Source organism: Oceanobacillus caeni, assembly GCF_042678465.1.
Classification (GTDB): Bacteria; Bacillota; Bacilli; order Bacillales; family Amphibacillaceae; genus Oceanobacillus; species Oceanobacillus caeni.
In genome coordinates, this window is sequence record NZ_JBHTKV010000044.1 from 1 (window position 1) to 16,662 (window position 16,662).

Consider the following 16,662-nt stretch of genomic DNA (forward strand, 5'->3'; position numbering starts at 1 on the left):
TCTATCTTTTTCTACTATAAGATTATCAAATGAATAGGACACTTTCTAAAATTGTCTATTTTACTGATACAATAACATGAGCTATCACGGACAAAACTGCATTCGAAATAGCCTGAAATGTCCATGAGAGGTTGTCACGAACAAAGTTGCATTCAAAATACCTCGAAATGTCCGTGATAGTACCAACCAACAGACAAAGTACCCACCCCCCCACACAAACCCCCCTACTGAATAAAGTTTCAAATTACCAAAAAAATGAATGAATTTCACAAGTGTGCGGTAAATCACATGAAAGTTGTGATTTGGTTCACTTTTCCCTCTATCATTTCAATCTACAATATAGATAAGAGGATAAGGGAGGGATTAAAAGTGGAAAGAAATAAAGGTGTTATTCCGAAAAATGATCTCTATAAAGATGAAAATTCATTAAAAGGTGCATTATTTTCTTCTATTGTATTTGTTGGTGGAACGATTGTAGCTTTTATCGTCTTACTCATCGTTTTTTATATGATTCGAATCTAAATGAAGGAGGTTAACCTGATGAAAATGCATCGTGCTGAAGAAATTTGGTTAATTGTTGGTGTAGCTATTCTTGTGCTTTCCATGGTGTTTACTGGATACCAAGCGTTTGCCCAAGGAATGGCACCACCAAGTAATACGGAAACATTAGATCCACAAAAGGTAGATGAACATGCTCCATTTGATAATCCAGGTGTGTTTGAAATAGGAGAAAATGAATATGAAGTAGTTATGACACTACAAGCATTTAGTTTTACTCCAAATGAAATTGAAATATCGGCGGGTTCTGAAGTTCATTTTACGTTAACTTCTAAAGATGTCGTTCATGGCTTTCAAGTTGCTGGAACGAACATTAATGCAATGGTAACGCCAGGTTATATTCAACGAATCTCGCAAAAATTCGATGAACCTGGTGAATACCTTGTACTTTGTAATGAATATTGCGGAGCAGGTCATCAGTTGATGGCAACGACGATAACCGTTAAATAAAGGAGGGGAAGGGATGGAATTAGTGGAAAAACGTAATCTTTCAAAAAAAATAAACTATGTTGCTGGATTTCATCAAGATGATGCTCGACTCAGCTTAACGTATCTCGCAGTAGCATTTCTCGTATTATTAATTGGAGGTTTTCTAGGTTTATTTCAAGGATTAAATCGAGCAGGATTGCTGGAGTTACCAAGTTGGTTTGACTACTATCAAACGCTAACAGCACATGGCATTTTATTATTATTAGTCTTTACAACATTATTTACAGTCGGCTATTTTTATGCAGCTCTATCCCATACGTTAGGCGGCCTATTACCTAAAGTTCGGAAAATGGGTTGGATTGCATTTGGAATGATGATGATTGGGGTTGCCTTTGTTGCAACAACTATTGTTATGGGGGATGCATCCGTTTTATATACCTTTTATCCACCAATGCAAGCTTCCCCGTGGTTTTATATTGGTTTAGTTTTTGTTGTTCTAGGTATTTGGATTGCTGCATTTGGAGCGTTTATAAATATCGCCAATTGGAGAAAAAATCATCGTGGAAAACATACTCCATTATTAGCATTTTTTGCAACTGGTGTATTTGTACTACTATTTTTCGGAAGTATTGGAGTAACTGTTGAAGTGTTCATGCTTATTCCATGGGCTTTCGGTTGGACGGAAACCGTCAATGTTATGCTTAGCCGTACGCTGTTTTGGAGCTTTGGTCATACATTAGTTAATATTTGGTATTTAACTGCTATTTCAGCGTGGTATGTTGTTGTACCAAAGGTTATTGGCGGTAAATTATTTAGTGATGGCTTAACTCGATTAGTTGTTATTTTGTTAGTTATATTAAATATCCCAGGTGGGTTTCACCATCAAATTATTGATCCTGGTATTACAGAAACTTGGAAATTTATTCATGTATTTATGAGCCTATCAATTGCATTTCCATCCTTGATGACGGCCTTTGCAATGTTTGCTGCATTTGAACGGACAGGAAGAAAAAAAGGAGCAAAAGGATTATTAGGTTGGTTCAAGAAATTACCTTGGGGTGATGTCCGCTTCTTAGCACCATTTATTGCGATGGTTGCATTTATATTTGGTGGTGCAGGTGGAATTGCACAAACAAATAATCAGTTAAATCAAGTTGTCCATAATACGTTATGGGTAACGGGTCACTTTCATTTAACAGTTGGTGTTACAGTAGTTCTTACCTTCTTTGGAATCGCCTATTGGTTAATTCCACATCTTTCCAAGCGTGAATTAACACCGCGAATCAATCGATTAGGTATTTATCAAACCATTATTTGGACAGTTGGTATGATCTTTATGTCTGGTTCTATGCATTGGGTTGGATTATTAGGGGCGCCTAGAAGAAGTTCTTTTTCTACTTATGGTGATCAAGCAACTGCTTTAAGTTGGGATCCGTATTTGTTCTTATTAGCTATTGGAGGAACACTACTTATCATTGGAGTTATCCTCATGTTTTATATCGCAATCCACTTAATGTTCTTTGCACCAAAAGGAGAAACTGAATTCCCGATTGCGGAAGCTGAAGAAAATGTAATGCCGACTCCAAAATGGACAGAGCGCTGGGGGTTATGGATTGTTATGTTTTTGGCAATTGTAGCTATGGGATATGTAGTGCCATTAATGGATATTATCGTTAATGCACCACCAGGATCCCCGCCATTTAGGACTTGGTAAACAAACATTCTTCTTTTTAAAGAGTGAGGATATGAGGTTGGAACATAACGAAATGTTTAACTCAAATGACGAAGAATCCCACAGAATTAGCGGAGTATATTTCCGAAGCGGTTTATCTACTCCATAACTTCTGTAAAGTTCGGATTTCTCTTTTTATAAAACATTTTTGATTTTTATAAAGAGATAAAGAAAGATAAAATTTTGAAGCATTAATTTCCTTAAAAAATATAGGGTGTGATCGGATGATCAAAAATAAAAATACAATATCCTTATGTGTAGTTGTCTTATTTGGAGTTGTTCTGTTTTTTATTGAAACAGATGGATTTCAAGCTTTTACTACGGAATAGGCAAGAACCATGAAATTGGTAGAGGAACAACCGGTATTTCCAGATGTAACATTAGAGGATAGTAAGGGAAATATATACTCCTTTTCTGAATTCAAAGGGAAATACGTAATGATAACATTTGTTTACACAACATGTACATCTGTATGTCCAGAATTAGAGATGAATCTATTTAATGTCTATGATCAAGTACCAGAAAAATATATAGGGGAAGATATTGTATTCTTAAGTATTAGTTTTGATCCTGAGCGTGATGATGTTGAAACCTTAGAAAAGTATCGTCGCCTTTTTGGAAGTGACGGGGAAACATGGCGAATGGCAAGAGTACCAAATGCTGAAGAATTGCATAGTTTACTAGATGAATTTGGCGTTATTGTTATTCCCGATAATCAAGGTAATTTTACTCACAACTCTGCCTTTTATCTTGTCAACCCACAAGGGAAATTAGTAGATGTAATGGATTACCAAAAGGTGGATGAAGCAGCAAGCAAGCTAATGAGCATTCTTGAAAATGAGGTAGGTGATAAGTAATGAAGCAAGCTATATATGGTTTAGTACTGTATCTATTTCTTATGCTCCCACCGGTAATTACATTATCTGAATCTATTATGGTCGTCCATATGCATATGCAAATACCGCTTCTCGTAATAGTTGGAATGCTATTTACACCGTATTTAAAAGATAGATTTCCTAATGTTTTTGAGAACTGGAATTATAATGGAATACCAGGAATCATGCTATTTATGATTATCGTAATCTACTGGATGATTCCTCGTGCGATGGATGAAGCACTTGCGATATCAACTATTGAGATTTTTAAATTTATCAGCTTGCCATTTTTAGCAGGAATACCTTTACGGGATAGCTGGAGTAATCTTAATACTTTAGGAAAAAATATCATTTTTATTTGTTTGATTTTAATATCAAGTGCTATGGCTTGGTTATACATCGCTATTCCTACACAAATATGTAACAATTACCTCATCGTAGAACAAAAAGCACTTGGCTGGACATTTTTACTAATAGGTTTATGTCTCTTCATTTATTTTGTTCAATCTCTATTTATAAAAGATTATAGCCTAGAAGAAAGTGAAAATGAATAAAGGTATACCATTCCTTTTGGATTGGAATACCTTTATTATTAAAACAATTCTTCCTTTAATCTCTTTGTATCAAGAACGGTTCTTCCTTTTGTATCCGTAAAAACTAACTTTTTCCTCTTTAATTGGGTTAATGTTCTACTAACCGTTTCACGACTAGAGCCTATCATGTTAGCAAGATCTTTATTGGTAAACTGTGTTAGCAGAGTAATTTCTTCATTTCCATTCATTCTACCGTGTTTTTTCCCTAACCGAATTAATAATAGGATGATCTGTTCATATGTATTGCGAAGAATCTTATCTTCTAATCGATTTTGTAAATCTACAATTTTATCACCTAATACTCGGAAGATTTTAACACTGACCTCAGGGTTATTAATAAGAAAATCTTCAAATAAATGAATGGGAATATAGATTAAATGAGCATCCTCCATTACTTCCGCATGTGCAGGGTAATTATCATTTCTAAAGAATCCTTGGTGAGGAAACATTTCTCCAGCACTTAAAACATTAATAATTTGCTCTTTTCCATGGATGTCTGTTCGATAAATTTTAATCTTACCTTGATGAATAAAATAAACATTCTCTAATGGATCCCCCTGCATAAATATGTGTGTTCCATGTGGGTAGTTACGATTTCTTGCTAATTCAACTACATGATTTATTTCGTGATCCTCTAAACTTTTAAAAAGTGGGAAACGCTGTAGTAATTTTTTTATCGATTCAGGATACATTTCACTCCACCTTTCTATGTCAAATTTTATCTCACCTTAAGCTCCTGGGGAACAAAGAAGGTAGGTGGGAGATCGACTGCCCGTAACCATTAGCGGGGATGAAGGACTCCCCACTGATAGAAGTCTTCTTTATAAATATCCTATCACGAAGATAATTCTTATGTTGTGAGAAATATCATTCTATATTAACCGTGAGTAAAATCACGTTTCATAAGTGCGTTTTGTCACAATGAATGGAGCTATTATATTGTATCTTAAATTTATGCCACCCTAAACGTGCAGTAAGACTCTCACCTAAAGCTTCTTGGGAAAGAAGGAGATCAACTGCCCGTAAAGGTCCGATAAGTGCAACTAACCATCAATGGGGGATGAAGGAGCCCCTCACCGATGGAAGTCTTCTTCATAGGAGGAGTACCTAAATTCCAAAATTAGTTTACTCCAAAATATAGCAAATGATTATGAAAAGAAACGGAGGGATTCACATGAACGAAAAACACTATACCATTAAACTTCATGCACCAGACATTGAACCAAAAATTCGACATCCCAAAATATTTGAAGCGTTTGACCAATTAAAATCTGGTGAAATAATGCATCTGTCCAATGACCACAATCCGAAACCATTATATTATCAATTTTTAATGGAAAGAAAAAATCAATTTAGTTGGGAGTATTTAGAAGAAGGCCCCGACTTGTGGCAAGTGAAAATTAAGAAAAAATAACACCGAATAAGTCCTTGAGTTAGACAGGGACTTATATTCACAGATACGTGTAACTAAAGGATGGGAAATTATGTTTAATAGAGATTATAATCAAAATCCATTTATTGTAATATGGGAATTAACACGTGCATGCGCATTGCATTGTTTGCATTGTCGTGCAGAAGCTCAACACCATAGACATCCACTCGAATTAACTTTTGAAGAAGGAAAGAAATTAATTGATGATATTTATGACATGGATAATCCCATGCTTGTGTTCACAGGGGGCGATCCACTGGAGCGGCCAGATGTATTTGATATTGCAGAACATGCCATTAAAAAAGGTGTACGTGTTTCCATGACGCCTTCCGCAACACCAAATGTTACCAAAGAAGCAATGAAAAAAGCAAAAGATATTGGTCTTGCTAGATGGGCATTTAGTATCGATGGTCACTGTAAAGAAATCCATGATCACTTTCGTGGGACTGAAGGATCATTTGATTTAACAATGAGAGCAATTCAATATTTGCATGAACTAAAGATGCCTTTACAGATTAATACGGTTATTTCTAAATATAATCTTGATTATTTAGAGGAAATGGCAGAAATGGTCGAGAGCCTAAACTGCGTATTATGGAGTGTGTTTTTCCTTGTTCCGACAGGTAGAGGAAAAGAATCAGATATGATTTCTCCTGCAGAACATGAAAAAGTGTTTAGATGGTTATATCAATTATCCAAGCGAGTTCCTTTTGATATTAAAACAACCGCTGGTCAACATTACAGACGAGTAGTGATCCAACAAAAGATGCGTGAACACAAGGGAATGAGTGATAAGGAACATATCTTTTATGAAGATGCTGTAAATCAGGGAAAAACCGGACAGATTGATGGATTAGGTCGTGCACCTAAAGGAGTAAATGATGGGAATGGATTTGTATTCATTTCTCATATTGGCGATGTATACCCTAGTGGATTATTGCCAATTAAGGCAGGAAACGTTCGTGTTAACCCACTACAAGAAATTTATAGAGAATCCGAGGTATTTAAAAATCTTCGAAATCCAGACAAATATAAAGGGAAATGTGGGGTTTGCGAATTTAGACATGTTTGCGGTGGTTCAAGATCTAGAGCATATAATGCAACAGGAGATTATATGGAAAGTGAACCGTACTGTGTATATATACCTAAAGTAATGAGGAAAAAAGGCAAAAGGTAAACGGAATAAGATAAGAAAAAATGCGACTTAATATTCAAGTTAAGTCGCTATTTTTATTTCGTGAAATTTGTCGAATTCCCTGAGATATTCAAAAATGAATTGAGAAATGTCTTCTTATAAATAACTTCTTTTTTTGTATAAAAAAGGAAAAGGAAACTCATAATGGATTATGTATATCATTTACGTGATTAATCTAAAGGGAGGGAAGCATATGTCGGGTAAGGGATTAAAGCATGTGGATAGTCATTCCGCTATACATGAGGCGGCTTTAGAAGAGGCAAGGGAACTTAATGGAATCCTTGGTAAATTAGTAAACAATAATCAAACGGACAAGGCGTTAGAAATTGCATATATAGCTGTTGAACATTGGGAGACAAGAACATTACGTCATGCAGATGCGGAAGAAGAAGGGTTATATAAGGAGCTTGTAGAGGAATCTCCAGAATTAAAAAATGACGTTGTTGCACTAACTAGGGATCATGACATATTACGTTTTTTAGTTAAAGAAATTAAACAATCACTTGAAACGGAAGGATTTAATCAAGGTGTTCTGGAAATGCTCCACACTTTAGTACATGTTGATGCCTTTCATAATCAAGAAGAAGAGAGAATACTACCCCACCATTAGGCCGTAAGAGGTGATAGTTTTGAGTAATAAAACGAAAAAGAGTCAAAATCAAGTACGGTCATTAATTTCGGTTTCCCCTAAACTTTATCGGTATATTACATCTGAATTAGAAAAAAGATACCATATTCATTCCTATGACCTTCAAGCAGGTGCAATCACAAAAGAAAATGGAATCCATCTCTTTGTAAGATTTGGTGAGCATTACAACAATGAAAAAGATCAATTTCTAACGAATGAAATGTTAGAAGATGAAAAAGTCTTAGAATCATTCGTGGAAGAAGTTGGGGAAGCGTGTAAGCAAGTGATGATTGATGACTATTTTAATAAAATGGCACCTTAATTGTTTTAATTTTGCTTAAAATAACCGGCACTCCATATGAAGGAGGAGAAAAAATGTTTTTATTCGAAAATCAAGCTGATTTTGTCCAGGATCGTGAAGATTTGTTGCAAGTATTGCGAATGCGGTTTGGTGATATAGCTCCTGGTATAGTTGAAGCCATTTACATGATTGATGATTTAAACACGATAGAACGTTTAATCCTAGTTGCCGCAAACGCACCAACTTTAGGGATTTTTTTAGAAGAAATGGAAGCGGGAGAAGGGAATTTCCGAATGGTTGGTGAACGATTCAATCCAATTGAATCCATGCTTGGAGGAGGCTATTCTAATGGCGAAAAAAAATAAATTACTTGAACATTTCAAGTATATTAAACGTGGAAAAAAAATTAACGATGGTTGGACGGAGGAAAGTCCACGTTCAAGGGATGCCGAGGATATTTATCGTCGCAGATGGGCACATGATAAAATTGTGAGATCTACGCATGGTGTAAATTGTACAGGTTCATGTAGTTGGAAAATTTATGTGAAAGACGGGATTATTACATCCGAAACGCAACAAACGGATTACCCATCTACAGGTGATGATTTTCCAGAATATGAGCCACGTGGCTGTCCAAGGGGTGCCAGTTTCTCATGGTATACATATAGCCCAGTAAGGGTGAAATATCCATATGTTCGTAGTGATCTATATGAATTATGGAAATCTGAAATAGCTGTAGCTGAGAACCCTGTAAAAGCATGGGAAAACATTCAAAATGAACCTGAAAAGCGTAAGAAGTATGTAAAAGCACGTGGAAAAGGTGGATTCGTTCGTGCAGATTGGAAAGATATCTGCCAAATGATAGCTAGTTCCATCATTTATACGATTAAAAAGTATGGACCAGACCGGGTTGTAGGATTTAGTCCAATTCCTGCAATGTCCATGGTCAGCTATGCGGGGGGAACAAGATTTCTTTCTTTAATTGGTGGTACCATCCTGAGTTTCTATGATTGGTACGCAGATCTTCCTCCAGCTTCTCCACAAGTTTGGGGCGATCAAACAGATGTACCTGAAAGTGCTGATTGGTATAATACGAAATATTTTATTATTTGGGGTACCAATTTACCGCAAACGCGTACGCCAGATGCTCATTTTATGGTAGAGGCAAGATATAACGGAACAAAAGTGGTTGGGGTAAGTCCGGATTATGCAGAGTATGAGAAGTTTGCTGATATGTGGCTTCCCGCTAGAGCTGGTACAGACGGAGCTCTTGCGATGGCAATGACACATGTTATTTTGAAAGAATTTTATGTTAACCAACAGACACCGTACTTCATTAACTATGTTAAGAAATTTACGGATCTGCCATTTCTTGTTATTTTACGTGAACATGGAGATGAGTATCGTACCGATCGTTTCTTAAGAGCATCAGATTTAAATGGTACGGAAAAATTAGGTGAATGGAAAACAGTGGTTTGGGACGAACAAACAAACCAAATGGAAATTCCAAATGGCACCCAAGGCCATAGATGGGACAATGGTAGTAAGTGGAATCTCGAACTCCAAAAGGAAGACGGTTCCATAATTGATCCAAAATTGAGTTTCATTGATGACTCAGACGAGGTTACCCAAGTTTCATTTCCTTACTTTGCGGAAGAAGAAGGTGGAACTGTTCATCGCGGTGTTCCAATTAAATATGTAACGGATATAAAAGGGAACAAATTAAAGGTTACAACTGTCTATGATTTAATGATGGCACATGTTGGTGTGGATCGGCATCTTCCAGGGGATTATCCTACAGATTATAATGATCCGAAACCGTATACTCCAGCATGGCAAGAGAGCATAACAGGTGTAAATAAAAACCATGTCATTAAAATAGCAAAAGAGTTTGCGGACAATGCTGCCAGAACGAAAGGTAAGTCTATGATTGCAATGGGTGGTGGAACAAACCACTGGTATCATAGTGACCAAATTTATCGTTCCATTTTAAACTTGATTCTCTTAACCGGTTCCCAAGGTGTGAATGGTGGTGGCTGGGCCCATTATGTTGGACAAGAAAAAGTACGTCCTATAGAAGGTTTTAGCGTGGTTGCTTTTGCGAATGATTGGGGAGCTACACCAAGACATCAAAACGGAACATCATTTTTCTATTTTGCAACCGAACAATTCCGTTATGAAGAACAGGTTGAAGAAAAGGAAACGAATTGGGGAAGTAAGTACTCATATATGCATCCGGCAGATATGAATGCTCTCTCTGCTAGGTTAGGATGGCTACCATCGTTCCCACAGTTCTCACAAAACTCTATTGATATTGTGAAGGAAAGTAGAGAACAAGGGGCGAGTTCAAATAAAGAAGTTATTGATCATGTCGTACAACGAATTAAGTCTGGAGATTTGGAATGGGCCATTGAAAATCCGAATGACCCTCGTAATTTCCCAAGGGTTTTCTTTAACTGGCGATCAAACCTTCTTGGTGACAGTGGAAAAGGTCATGAATATTTTGCTAAACACCTTATTGGTGGCGAAAACCAGGTTATGACCGATACAAAGAATTCTTGGCAACCAGAAACGGTAAACGTCTCTGAGGAGGCTCCAGAAGGGAAAACTGATCTTTTTGTTGCGATAGATTTCCGTATGACAAGTTCAGGATTATTCTCAGATATCGTCTTACCAGCAGCCACATGGTATGAAAAATTTGATATTAGTACGACGGACATGCATCCATTTATTCATCCATTTAATGCTGCCATATCACCACCATGGCAAGCGAAAAGTGACTGGAATACGTTCCAGGAGATTGCTAAAGAATTTTCTAATCTAGCAAAAGAACATTTACCAGAAACAGAAGAATTGATGATGAAACCACTTGCACATGATTCACCTGATGAAATCGCTCAAGTTCACGGTAAAATTAAAGATTGGCGAAAGGGCGAAGTGGAAGCCATACCTGGAAAAACGATGCCAAACTTGCACGTTATTAAGCGTGACTACCCAAGTACCTATGAAAAAATGACAACTATTGGTCCCAATTTAAAGAACGGTTATGGTGGAAAAGGCGTCAAAATACCAGGTGAAAAGGTCTTTGAGGAGCTTAAGAGTAGACTCGGGGTTTCCAAACGCGAAGGTATTGGAAAAGGAAATCCAGATCTATCAACAGATAAAAAAGCGATTAATGCGATTTTATTAATGTCTGGTGCTTCTAATGGAAAACGTGCTGTAGAGGGCTGGAAATCGATGGAAGCTAAGACAGGTCAGAAGTTAACTGAAATTGCAGAAGCAAGAGAAGAAGAAGATTTTACCTTAAAAGAAATAACTGTCCAACCACGAACATCGATTTCTACCCCAATGTGGAGTGGGATGGAAAAGGATGGAAGACGCTATTCGCCATTTACAGTGAATACGGAATACAATCTTCCATGGCACACACTTACAGGAAGACAAAGTTTCTATTTAGATCACGAGGTGATGTTAGATTACGGTGAGGGGCTTCCATTATATTTACCACCATTAAATAAAGGTCCATTTATTAAAACAGATAAAGGTGTAGAAGAAAATGGAAAGTCTATTACGGTTCGCTATTTAACCCCACACCAAAAATGGGGAATTCATACGATGTTTACGGAAGCAAAACACATGGCACAACTATTTAGAGGCTGGCAAGTTGTTTGGATGAATGAAGAAGATGGACATTCTATTGGTATAAAAGACAATGACTTTATTGAAGTGTATAACCGAAATGGAGCAATTGCTGCCCGTGCTGTTCTGACGTATCGTATTCCAAAAGGTATGGTTTATATGTACCATGCGCAAGATCGAACAATGGGGGTGCCTGGAACTGCCGTTAATAAAAAACGTGGTGGAACCCATAACAGTGTTACGAGAATCACATTAAAAGGAACTCATATGATCGGTGGTTATTCACAATTGAGTTACGGCTTTAACTATTATGGTCCAACAGGTCATCAGCGCGATACGATGGCTATAGTTAGGCCGCTTAGGGAGGTTGATTGGCTTGAGAATTAAGGCACAAGTTGCCATGGTTATGCACTTGGACAAGTGTATTGGATGCCATACTTGTTCTGTAACCTGTAAAACAACGTGGACAAACCGTCCTGGGACAGAGTATATGTGGTTTAATAACGTGGAAACAAGACCGGGTCCAGGGTATCCGAAAAGATGGGAAGACACGGATCGCTATAAGGGTGGATGGAAATTAGAAAACGGCAAACTTAAGCTACGTGCTGGAGGACCGATTTCCAAGCTTGCCAATATTTTCTACAACCCAAATATGGCTGAAATGGAAGATTTTTATGAGCCTTGGACCTATGATTACGATAATTTAATTCATAGTCCGAAGAGAGAGAATCTTCCTGTTGCGAGACCTTATTCGGAAATTACAGGTAAGTATATGGATAAGCCAGAATGGGGTTCAAACTGGGATGATGACTTAGCAGGGGGAAGTGAAATTGTTCCCCTTGATCCAAATGTAGAAAAACTGCAAGAACATATTAAAATGGAATACGAAAAAACATTTATGATGTATTTACCAAGAATTTGCGAACACTGTTTAAACCCATCATGTGTTGCTTCGTGTCCTACAGGCGCTTTATATAAACGTGATGAAGACGGAATCGTATTAGTAGACCATGATGCATGTCGTGGCTGGCGTTTCTGTCAAAATGGTTGCCCGTATCATAAGGTTTACTACAATTGGAATACGCATAAAGCAGAAAAGTGTAATTTCTGTTATCCAAGAACAGAAGCTGGATTGCCAACTATTTGTTCTGAAACATGTGTTGGACGAATTCGATATATCGGAGTCGTTCTATATGATGCAGATAAAGTGAAGGAAGCTGCTTCAGTTGAAGACCCACAAGATTTGTATGAGGCACAACTTTCTTGTTTCCTTGATCCTTTTGATCCAGAAATTCAAAAAAAGGCTAGAGAAGCTGGTATAAATGATTCTTGGCTAGAAGCGGCTAAAGAATCTCCGGTTTATAAAATGGCGATGAAATGGAAGATTGCACTGCCATTACATCCAGAATATCGGACAATGCCAATGGTTTGGTATGTTCCTCCATTAAGCCCAATCATGAACCACATTACAAATGAGGAGGAGCTAGATACGGACGGTTATATTCCAGCAGTAGACCAAATGCGTATTCCTATAGAGTACTTAGCATCCATTCTAGCTGCAGACGATAAAGAAGTAGTTCGAAAAGTGTTATTGAAATTGTCTGCTATGCGTGTCTACATGCGTGGTAAAACTGTTGGTGGGATTGACGAATTTCGTCAGAGCGAGTTAGTCAAAGCGGCGAACACTTCTCCAGAAGAATTAGAAGAAATGGCCAGACTTTTAGGTGTGGCAAAATATGATGAGCGGTATGTCATTCCAACTGGACGAAGGGAAATGGATGATGATCTTTATTATAAACAAGGAACATGTAGTTTAGAGGATTTGGCACCACAAGAAGGGGTTAATCCAAGATTCGGCATGATGAAAGTGAGAGACAATCTATGAACGAGAAAAAAAGAGTCACTCTAGTGATGGCTTCTCGATTACTTGGATATCCTAGCGAAGATTTTCACATACTAAAAAAGGATATGGATGAACTAATTGATGAAACGATTGATGATGAAATGGTAAAAGAAGAATTAAAAAATTGTTATGCACCATTAGGAAAAGTGAAATCCATAGACGTTCAAGAATTGTATGTTGAAACCTTTGATTTAAAATCAAAATTAGGTCTCTACTTAACAGCTCATGAACTAGGAGATAGCAATAAGCGCGGAGCTGCATTAATTAAGTTACAAAAAATGATTAGTCAAGCAGGCTTCGAAAGAGTAGGAGAAGAATTGACAGATTACATTCCGATGTTGCTGGAGTTTCTCGCATTATCTCCAAAAACAAAGGAAGTGGAACGTTTAGAAAAACGCATTTCTGTAGCTATTAACTACATGCTAGGACACATAGAGAAGGAAAATCCATATGCTGGAATTCTTTCTATGTTAATGAAGTACGTATTCTCACCTCCTACTGAAGAGGAAATGAAGCAATTAGAAGCAGGTAGAGAAGAAGCAGACTTAGAAGAACTACCATACCCTATTATGTACAAATAAACCTAATTATTTCAAAAGGTTGTTTTAAAGAATAAATTTCACTAGGATCTTTACATCTACTCTAATTGGTAGAGGTATCCATTTAATATAAAGGAGGGAGATAGATGGCCGGAATTTTTTGGTGGGTCATATTCCCGTATATTGCACTAACCATCATGATTTTAGGTCTCCTTTATCGTTTCACGTTTAGACAACTAACATGGGCAGCACCATCAACCAATTTTCTTGAGAAAAAGTGGTTGCGCATCGGATCACCTTTATTTCACTATGGGATTATCTTCGCGTTTATTGGACATGTCATGGGGATGGTCATTCCAATGGAGTTCTACCAAAGAATTGGTATTTCAGACCACTTATACCATATTGGAGCTATGTGGGGTGGTGGTATAGCTGGATTAATGGTAGTAGTAGGGCTTGTGATCTTATTAATTAGAAAAATTACCATTGATCCAGTTCGGATTAAAGCAACGTTTGCTGATTTTTTCTCTGTTCTTGCTTTACTATTTGTAGCTGGTACTGGAACATATATGTCAATTATTTACAATACTACTGTAGTTGCATATGAGTATCGGGCAACCATTGGACCATGGTTTCGTAGTTTATTTGTTTTTATGCCTAAGTATGAATTAATGATTGGGATACCATGGATTTTAAAAATCCATGTAGCTTCGGCATTTGCTTTCTTTGCAACAATCCCATTTACACGCTTAGTTCATATCTTTAGTTTTCCAATAAGATATCCAGCGAGATCACCACAACAATACCGATCAAGAGATAACTATAGAGGACAACATAACTAAAATACAGTGGAGATCTTTATCGTAGAGATCTTCCCTTACTTTTTTTAGGTTCGCAATAGCTGAGTAATTTACCCAAAAAACTACCATTTCCAAACAAAAATCCTGAGTTAATCAAAACTCAGGATTTTTGTTTATCGTTATTTTCATCAGTTTTCTGAGAGGAGATATCATTAAATACTCCGACATAATGGATAATATCACCAACATTATTTTTAACAGGACTAATGGATAAAAGTTCTTTATAAACTTCACCATTTTTACGTTTATTAAAGATTTCTCCTTCCCAGAAACCTTTCTCATGAATGGATTTCCACATTTCTTGATAAAAAGTTTTATCATGTTTTCCAGAGCTAATAATTTTAGGAGTATTTCCAGCTACTTCTTCTTGACTATAGCCCGTAATTCTAGTGAAGGCAGGGTTCACATGTTGAATGATTTTATTTTTATTTGTGATCATCATACCTTCAGCAACGCCTTCAATAATTTTTCCTTCCACATTTACACGATCTTGATAAAACATAAAGATAACAATCACAAAACTTACTAGAGCAAATTCAGACATTAACATAAACGCAATTGCATGATGGCCAGTTAGATTACTTACTGCTGTAAGTAATAATGGTGGGAAAAATCCTCCAATACCACCCATCGCAGAAACGATACCATTTACGATACCTGCTTGTTCGGGAAAGTAGAGAGGAACTAATTTAAAAATCGTACCGTTTCCTAAACCTACTGTAACAGCTACAGCTAATGCTCCAACAGTGTACCAAGCAATTCCTGGAGAGAAAGAAAGTAAAATTCCGGAAAAAGCAACACCTATAAAAACAAACATTAGAATAATGAAAGCATTAAATTTATCAGCTAATAGCCCTCCTATTGGTCTTAACAATGTAGCAATGATAATAAAGATTGCTGTCCGAATCCCAGCATCAACTGGATCTAAGCCAAAGTTATCTACTAAAAAGCTTGGGAGGAACATTGTAAAAGCAACAAATGCCCCAAATGTAATGAAATAGAATAAGCTTAAGAACCATAAAGTTGCATTTTTATATACGCCTTTAATTTGTTCCATCATTGATTTTTTCACTTTGGTTTCTTTTCTATCACCAAAAATGAAAACTAAAGCAGCAAATAAAAGTAATATGATTAGGAATATACGAATGGTTCCTTGCCAGCCAATAGATTCAGCAAATATAGGGGCTCCAAACGAAGTAATCGCAGTACCAATGTTACCTATACCATAAACCCCATTGATAAATCCATGTTTTTCTTTTGGGTAATATTTAGGAAGCGACGTAACCCCGATGGAAAACACGGCCCCACCAATACCAAGTATGAGTCCTCCAATTACTAAGTCTAAAAAAGAGTTAGCAATACTTAGATAGAAGACAGGAAATAGTAAAATAAGAAAACTGATTAAAAATATAATTCTAGCCCCAAATCGGTCTGCATAAAAACCAATTGGAATACGCATGAATGATCCTAATATGACAGGTATTGCCGTTACGATGGACGCTTGTCCGGACGTTAATGGAATATCCGCTGTAATGTAGGGCATAAGTGATGAAATTAATACCCATACCATAAATCCTATAAACAAGCTTGATGTTTGCAAAGTTAATTGCAATCCAGGTTTTTTCATAATACATCCTTCCTTCTTATAAATAATATTCATTTAACCCTAGTGTTTGTTTATGACTACAGTTTAATCCTTTCTTTTTTGTTATTAAGTGAAAAACATCACATAATTTGTGACGTTTTTATGAATAAACGGGAAAGAGAGCAAATCCTTATTATAAAATTAGCCACGTCTAGCTCCAGCGCTAAAGCCGTAGCGAGACTTCCTTCACCTCCGTGCGATAAAGAAGACTTGCCGATTGGTGAAACCAGAGGCTTAGTCGCACTTATACCCTTGCGGTGAAAGTCAACATCGACTCAAAGTACTAAAGGAAGGCCGACTAAGTACGGCCTTTGCGGCCAACGTCGGCATACC

General features: G+C 36.9%; 16 protein-coding genes. 14 read left to right on the plus strand and 2 right to left on the minus strand.

Translation table 11 applies throughout. The features are described 5' to 3' along the window. Positions 1-369 precede the first annotated feature (369 nt). The 5 genes from ACFQ18_RS17265 to ACFQ18_RS17285 all read left to right on the plus strand — a co-directional run bounded on the left by ACFQ18_RS17265 (position 370) and on the right by ACFQ18_RS17285 (position 4,148). Positions 370-522: a hypothetical protein gene (locus ACFQ18_RS17265; RefSeq protein ID WP_165589202.1), complete on the plus strand. Its 153-nt coding sequence runs from the start codon at positions 370-372 to the stop codon at positions 520-522. 18 nt (positions 523-540) lie between these two features. Further along, the gene (locus ACFQ18_RS17270; RefSeq protein ID WP_060668554.1) at positions 541-1,008 is read left to right on the plus strand and encodes a cytochrome c oxidase subunit II; all 468 of its coding nucleotides are present in this window, start codon (positions 541-543) and stop codon (positions 1,006-1,008) included. A gap of 13 nt (positions 1,009-1,021) precedes the next feature. After that, complete coding sequence (locus tag ACFQ18_RS17275) at positions 1,022-2,701, plus strand: cbb3-type cytochrome c oxidase subunit I (protein WP_060668553.1); 1,680 nt, start codon at positions 1,022-1,024, stop codon at positions 2,699-2,701. Positions 2,702-3,057: 356 nt separating this feature from the next. Then, positions 3,058-3,576, plus strand: coding sequence for an SCO family protein (locus ACFQ18_RS17280; RefSeq protein ID WP_338113685.1), 519 nt, complete (start codon positions 3,058-3,060; stop codon positions 3,574-3,576). Next, positions 3,576-4,148: a hypothetical protein gene (locus ACFQ18_RS17285; protein ID WP_047186301.1), complete on the plus strand. Its 573-nt coding sequence runs from the start codon at positions 3,576-3,578 to the stop codon at positions 4,146-4,148. Before ACFQ18_RS17280 ends, ACFQ18_RS17285 begins: the two co-directional genes overlap by 1 nt. 38 nt (positions 4,149-4,186) lie before the next feature. On the opposite strand, the gene ACFQ18_RS17290 is transcribed toward ACFQ18_RS17285, so the two are convergent. Then, complete coding sequence (locus ACFQ18_RS17290) at positions 4,187-4,879, minus strand: Crp/Fnr family transcriptional regulator (RefSeq protein WP_047186300.1); 693 nt, start codon at positions 4,877-4,879, stop codon at positions 4,187-4,189. Positions 4,880-5,361: 482 nt separating this feature from the next. Here ACFQ18_RS17290 and ACFQ18_RS17295 point away from each other — a divergent pair, with 482 nt between their 5' ends. The 9 genes from ACFQ18_RS17295 to narI all read left to right on the plus strand — a co-directional run bounded on the left by ACFQ18_RS17295 (position 5,362) and on the right by narI (position 14,666). Next, entirely contained in the window at positions 5,362-5,601 is a 240-nt protein-coding gene (locus ACFQ18_RS17295; protein ID WP_047186299.1) for a DUF2249 domain-containing protein, read from the plus strand. A gap of 70 nt (positions 5,602-5,671) precedes the next feature. After that, complete coding sequence (locus ACFQ18_RS17300) at positions 5,672-6,796, plus strand: TIGR04053 family radical SAM/SPASM domain-containing protein (RefSeq protein ID WP_047186298.1); 1,125 nt, start codon at positions 5,672-5,674, stop codon at positions 6,794-6,796. Positions 6,797-7,007: 211 nt separating this feature from the next. Beyond that, on the plus strand, positions 7,008-7,424 hold the full coding sequence (locus ACFQ18_RS17305) for a hemerythrin domain-containing protein (protein WP_204798758.1): 417 nt from the start codon (positions 7,008-7,010) through the stop codon (positions 7,422-7,424). Between the two features lie 19 nt (positions 7,425-7,443). After that, positions 7,444-7,764: a hypothetical protein gene (locus tag ACFQ18_RS17310; RefSeq protein WP_204798757.1), complete on the plus strand. Its 321-nt coding sequence runs from the start codon at positions 7,444-7,446 to the stop codon at positions 7,762-7,764. Between the two features lie 53 nt (positions 7,765-7,817). Then, a complete protein-coding gene (locus tag ACFQ18_RS17315) occupies positions 7,818-8,108 on the plus strand; it encodes a hypothetical protein (RefSeq protein ID WP_145543267.1) in 291 nt (96 codons plus the stop codon). Beyond that, on the plus strand, positions 8,092-11,769 hold the full coding sequence (locus ACFQ18_RS17320) for a nitrate reductase subunit alpha (protein ID WP_204798756.1): 3,678 nt from the start codon (positions 8,092-8,094) through the stop codon (positions 11,767-11,769). Before ACFQ18_RS17315 ends, ACFQ18_RS17320 begins: the two co-directional genes overlap by 17 nt. After that, positions 11,759-13,267, plus strand: coding sequence for a nitrate reductase subunit beta (gene narH / locus ACFQ18_RS17325; RefSeq protein WP_047186293.1), 1,509 nt, complete (start codon positions 11,759-11,761; stop codon positions 13,265-13,267). The genes ACFQ18_RS17320 and narH overlap by 11 nt, the downstream gene beginning before the upstream one ends. Next, on the plus strand, positions 13,264-13,866 hold the full coding sequence (narJ, locus tag ACFQ18_RS17330) for a nitrate reductase molybdenum cofactor assembly chaperone (RefSeq protein ID WP_204798755.1): 603 nt from the start codon (positions 13,264-13,266) through the stop codon (positions 13,864-13,866). Before narH ends, narJ begins: the two co-directional genes overlap by 4 nt. A gap of 104 nt (positions 13,867-13,970) precedes the next feature. Next, positions 13,971-14,666, plus strand: a complete 696-nt coding sequence (narI, locus tag ACFQ18_RS17335; protein WP_204798754.1) for a respiratory nitrate reductase subunit gamma — start codon at positions 13,971-13,973, stop codon at positions 14,664-14,666. Positions 14,667-14,784: 118 nt separating this feature from the next. Here narI and ACFQ18_RS17340 read toward each other — a convergent pair whose 3' ends face one another. Further along, on the minus strand, positions 14,785-16,311 hold the full coding sequence (locus ACFQ18_RS17340) for a nitrate/nitrite transporter (protein ID WP_204798753.1): 1,527 nt from the start codon (positions 16,309-16,311) through the stop codon (positions 14,785-14,787). Positions 16,312-16,662 lie beyond the last annotated feature (351 nt).